This window comes from Candidatus Termitispirillum reticulitermitis (assembly GCF_054655775.1).
The window spans coordinates 1-5,376 of sequence record NZ_BAAIHG010000073.1; the positions used below are offsets into that span (position 1 = coordinate 1).

The window sequence follows — 5,376 nt, forward strand, 5'->3', positions numbered from 1 at the left end:
GAAAGCTAACAGAATAGAGGTATCTGGTAAGCTAGTTAAAAACGATACCCTATCGCACGACCCAAATATAGGTGCGATAAGCCTTATTGCTGCCACTATTCGCAAGCTAGGCTGGCAAAAGAACATTGTAATCACTATGCACGGGCTAGAACAACGGCACTTTGAAAATAAGAATGACACAGCTAAAAGTAGTAAGTTCGTTCTAATAGCTAATAGATTAAATATAAAGCTAGACGGTTTGACTATGCCACAAGGCGAAGTAAGAGAATACTATTGGCACTACGAGACAGAGGGAGAAAAGCTAGGCACTATCTTTATACACACGGTAGTTGAAAGTTTCACAAAAGGCTACTCTATATTTGAAAACCACGCTGGCAGTGAAAAGGGCTACTTTTTGACCGCAGAGGGCAAGCATATCCCCCTTGAAAAATATCAAGATAGGGTAAAGTATAAGGCGGGGGATAAGAGCCAAATTATAGCAATTCCCGATTTAATACTCATTGACTTCGGACGTAGCGAGATTATAAATATTGAGGGCAAAAGATACCAATTTCGTCAAAAGGGGATAGAGGAGCTGGGTGGATACGATGCCATAGAAAAGGACTATATAAAAAAATATTATCCAAAGTATAAGATAATCCGTAGCGTTGTTCTATACGGAGGGAAAGAGAAAGAAGTTATAGAGATAGAGGTTGGTTTTTTACTAAATAAAAATGGCAATTTAGTGCTAGGAGTGAAAGCTCCCAGCCTTTTCAAAGAGGCTATTAAGAATTTATTGGACTTTTGGAGATAAGGGATGGATAATTTTATAAAATCCCCCCTTAACTACATAGGCGGCAAGCAAAGGATACTGTCGCAAATTGCGCCGTTATTCCCCCGTGAGATAAACTGCTTTGTTGACCTGTTCGTTGGTGGCGGAAACGTAGCCTTGAACATACCCGCTAAAAAACTGGCATTGAACGATAACCTAAGCTATTTAGTGGACTTTTATAAGGCATTAAAAAAAACACCTATTAAGCAAGTATTAGAACATATTTACGGCAGAATTAGCATGTTCTCGCTATCGCTTACTAATGAAAACGGATATAAGGCATTGCGTTCACTATACAATAGTGAAAAGAACCCGCTAGATTTATTTGTGCTGGTGGCATATTCGTTCAACCACCAGATAAGGTTTAATAATAACCACGAGTTTAATAATCCATTTGGCAGAGAGCGGAGCTGTTTTAACAGCACTATGGCGTCCAACTTAAAGACGTTCATAAACAAGCTAAAAAGCTCAAATGTAGAGTTTTACACGCATAACTTCACAGACTTTGACCTATCCTCGCTTGGTAAAGATGATTTTGTATATGCCGACCCGCCATATCTAATAACAACTGGCACATACAATGACGGCAAGCGAGGTTTTACAGGCTGGGGACGGAAAGAAGAGGCTTTACTGCTTGACAAGCTAGACGGGCTTGATATGAACGGCATAAAGTTCGCTCTGTCAAATGTGTTGAGACATAAAGGGAGAGAGAACGAAATGCTCTATGACTGGCTTGCTGACAACAAACACTACGTGGTAAATGAGATTAAAATGGAATATTCCAATTCTAGCTACCATACAAAGAATAGAGATAAACAAGCAACTCAAGAGGTTTTGATTACAAATTATAACCCCGAGCAGGGATACGATGAGATTTATTGGCAACAAAGAAAACCTGCTTGACAGGCTGTTCTATGCCCTGCAACAGCACGGTGTCGTTGGCAAGTCGTTTTTTGACTTTTTTGCTGGAACGGCAAGCGTGGCTCGTTTTTTTAAGCGGTTAAACTATAGGGTTCACTCATCTGATTTACTCTATTTTTCATACTGCTTACAGTATGCTTATATTAAAAATAACACAGAACCTAGCTTTGAAAAAGTTATATCAACGCTAGCGAATAAGTCAAACTATATAATAAACTCCCCGTTAGATGACGTCTTAGCCTACTTGAACCAAGTGCCACCCGTAGCTGGTTTTATATATCAAAACTACTCTGTAGGTGGGACGTCTCACCTGCCACAAGCAAGGATGTATTTTTCAGACGGGAATGCTCAAAAAATAGATGCCATTAGAACACAAATAGAAGGATGGAGAATAGCCAATTTGTTGACAGAGGCAGAATATTTTATCTTGTTGGCTTGCCTAATAGAAAGCGTGTCTTTCTTTTCCAACGTGGCAGGCGTCTATGCGGCATTTCAGAAGAAGTGGGATAAGCGGGCACTAAGACCATTTGTCTTGAAACCTATAGAACTTATATTTAATAGCGAAAACAATGAGGTGTTTAACGCAAACAGCACAAACCTTGTCCATAATATAGACGTAGATGTGCTATACCTAGACCCGCCCTACAATGAGCGACAATACGCCCCAAACTATCATTTAATAGAAACTATTGCTAGATATGACAATCCAGCTATTCACGGGGTAACAGGGATGAGGAACTATAATGGGCAAAAGTCCGCATTTTGCAATAAGAACACAGCCATTAAAGAGCTTGACTATATAGCAAAAAATGCAAAGTATAAATACTTGCTGCTAAGCTACAACAGCGAAGGCATTATGTCGCAAGCGGAGATTGCCCAAACATTGAGCAAATATGGGCAGGTAGAACTTATAGAGTTTGACTATGCGAGGTTCAAAAGCAACAACAATGGCACAAGTGGGACGAAAAAACGAATTAAAGAGCTTTTGTATGTGTGCAGATACACTATAAATTAAGAGCTAATTTTTCTAGCACATTTTATAACATTGTGCTAAACTAGCGAAAGATATAAGTTCAATTAAGTATAGTTGGAGGTGTTGTATGTCAAAATCCGTTATAATAGGGCAATCTGGCGGACCTACGTCCGTCATCAACGCTAGCCTTGCGGGTGCATTTGAGGCTGCTCAGGCGCGCGGAGCAAAACACGTGTATGGTATGCTGCACGGCATACAAGGGCTGTTGCAAGAAAAATACATTGACCTATACGATGTTCTGCAAACGCCACTCCATGTAGAGCTACTAAAACGCACCCCATCGGCATATCTCGGTAGCTGCCGATTCAAGTTGCCCGCTGTTGACACCTCGTCCGATTCCTACAAACAACTATTTGATATACTAAAAAAACTTGATGTAGGCTATTTCTTCTACATCGGTGGCAATGATAGTATGGATACCATTGATAAACTCAGCAAACATGCAGAGCTTGTCAATAGCGATATTCGTTTTGTGGGGATACCCAAGACGATAGATAACGACGTAGTCAACACCGACCATACACCCGGCTTTGCATCAGCTGCTAAATACATAGCCGCCACTGTTAAAGAAGTGGTGCGGGACGCATTTGTTTATGACCAAAACAGCGTGACCGTGCTAGAGATAATGGGGCGTGATGCGGGCTGGCTCACGGCATCCGCCGCACTAGCTGGTGGCTACAACTCCGAAGGTGCTAGCATGCTCTGCCTGCCAGAGGTAGATTTTGATTTTGACTGGTTCGTCGATAGCGTGAACAAATTGCAAAAACAATATAAATCAGTCGTAATCGCTATATCTGAAGGAATTCGCGTGGCTGACGGACGATATGTGTGCGATATAGCAAATACAGCAAAATACGTAGATTCGTTCGGACACCGCAACCTGAGCGGCACAGCGCAATACCTATCAGGCGTATTAGCACAGAAACTCAACTGCAAGACGCGTTATATAGAGTTCTCCACACTGCAACGTTGTGCAACGCACATTGCAAGCCGTGTTGACGTAACTGAGGCGTATCAAGTAGGGGGCGTGGCGGTAAGGGCAGCCTACGATGGGCATACAGGCAAGATGGTGAGCTTGAAACGTATATGTGATGACCCATATCTAATGGTGCCCGAACTTGTGGACGTAGGACAGGTGGCGAATGCTGAGCGCAAAATACCAGCTAGCTGGGTGACTGCTGATAAGCTGGGCGTAACGGATGATTTTCTAAAATACGTGCGTCCACTAGTGCAGGGTGAAGTGACGCCATACTATACTGACGGCGTTCCCGCCCACCTGCTACCCCCAACGGCAATACTGCAGAATAAATATTGACATTTTATATTTTTGTTATTCTTGTTTCTCAGTTTTGTCTTGACAAACACCCCATTTTATGGTATAAGATACCTACAATTAAGTTAGGTATTAAGATAATTAAGCCGACTATTAACCGTTCGCCATTTGGCGTTTATGGTATTAGTCGGCTTTTTATTTTTATCTAGCTTGCGCATTTTAGGATAATGAATGCGTTATGCTTTAAGGTTTAGTTATTGTTCCTGCTGGTATATCTGCCCAAAGATAGACTATGCGTAAAGGGAACTTATTTAATCTTGGGGCTTTAGGGTTACGGATAACTGGTATCGTTATTGGCAGAGTGCCAACCTCCAGTTGTCGCTAGCTCGGCATGGAGGTATTATGGCTCTCTCTATTTACACTAATGTATGGTCTTCTGTGGCGCAGAAGAATCTTGAGTCTGCCAACAACACGCTTGGCAAGTCAATAGAACGACTGTCGTCAGGGTTGCGCATAAACCATGCGTCAGACGATGCTTCAGGATTAGCCATATCGGAGAAGTTGCGGACACAGATTAGTGCGTTGACTAAGGCTGCAAACAATGCGCAGGACGCTGTTTCGTTTTTACAAACAGCAGAGGGTGGCATGGAAGTCATCGGCGATATGCTGCAACGCATGCGTGAGCTTGCAAATCAGGCGGGCAATGGCACCTATACTGCAGGCGATAGACGAGAGCTGCAAAAAGAGTTTGACCAGCTCAAGGCAGAAATTAACAGGGTATCAAACGCAACGGAGTTTAATACTAAAAAGTTATTATCAGGTTCAGCTGCTGGCTTATACTCATCAAGTAGCAGAGATGTGGATGTTATATTCAGGGGTGCGCCTGCCGAAGGGAACTACAAACTGACGTTTAATGTAGAGCCCGGACAGAATGCTGTGTATAAGACAAATGTTATGTCATTATCACACGATATGGTAGCAGCCGTTTCTAATACCAGCGGGTTCAAGAACTTCAATGCCACAGGCGATGTGTCCGCAGTCAACGATGCGACTATGACGTTTGCTGCGGGAACTGCTATTGGTATGGCAAGTATAAAGATAGCTGCATATGGCACTGGTATTAATCATAGTAATGTTTACAGTTTCACAGGTGCCACAATCCCAGCAGGGGTGAACGGGTATTTAGCGATGGAATTTAACGAAGACGTCAATAACGTTATAAGCAATGCTGGCACAATTAATGCAACCTTTACAGATGCTGTAACGGGCGCAACCTATAGTAAGACATTAACATATAAATACACATCAGCCACTAATATTAACATTGATAACAGTAGC

Annotated in this window: 4 protein-coding genes and 1 pseudogene; all 5 read left to right on the forward strand. The window is 42.3% G+C overall.

Annotated elements, in window-relative coordinates; genetic code table 11:
* A pseudogene (locus AC1MDJ_RS06650) lies at window positions 1-793 on the forward strand (hypothetical protein); the annotation flags it as partial.
* Window positions 794-796: 3 nt separating this feature from the next.
* Window positions 797-1,714 (forward strand): DNA adenine methylase, encoded by a 918-nt coding sequence (locus AC1MDJ_RS06655; protein ID WP_479690151.1) that lies wholly within the window; start codon window positions 797-799, stop codon window positions 1,712-1,714.
* Window positions 1,680-2,747 carry a DNA adenine methylase gene (locus tag AC1MDJ_RS06660; protein ID WP_479690152.1) on the forward strand — a complete coding sequence of 356 codons (1,068 nt, stop codon included), beginning with the start codon at window positions 1,680-1,682 and terminating at the stop codon, window positions 2,745-2,747. Before AC1MDJ_RS06655 ends, AC1MDJ_RS06660 begins: the two co-directional genes overlap by 35 nt.
* Before the next feature lie 85 nt (window positions 2,748-2,832).
* Complete coding sequence (locus tag AC1MDJ_RS06665) at window positions 2,833-4,080, forward strand: 6-phosphofructokinase (protein ID WP_479690153.1); 1,248 nt, start codon at window positions 2,833-2,835, stop codon at window positions 4,078-4,080.
* 360 nt (window positions 4,081-4,440) lie between these two features.
* Window positions 4,441-5,376: flagellin N-terminal helical domain-containing protein (locus AC1MDJ_RS06670; protein ID WP_479690154.1), on the forward strand; the 936-nt coding region annotated here is incomplete at its 3' end.

Coding starts and splice junctions, on each gene's coding strand:
- AC1MDJ_RS06660 (WP_479690152.1), top strand. CDS start 1,680: ATGAGATTTATTGGCAACAAAGAAAACCTGCTTGACAGGCTGTTCTAT.
- AC1MDJ_RS06655 (WP_479690151.1), top strand. CDS start 797: ATGGATAATTTTATAAAATCCCCCCTTAACTACATAGGCGGCAAGCAA.
- AC1MDJ_RS06665 (WP_479690153.1), top strand. CDS start 2,833: ATGTCAAAATCCGTTATAATAGGGCAATCTGGCGGACCTACGTCCGTC.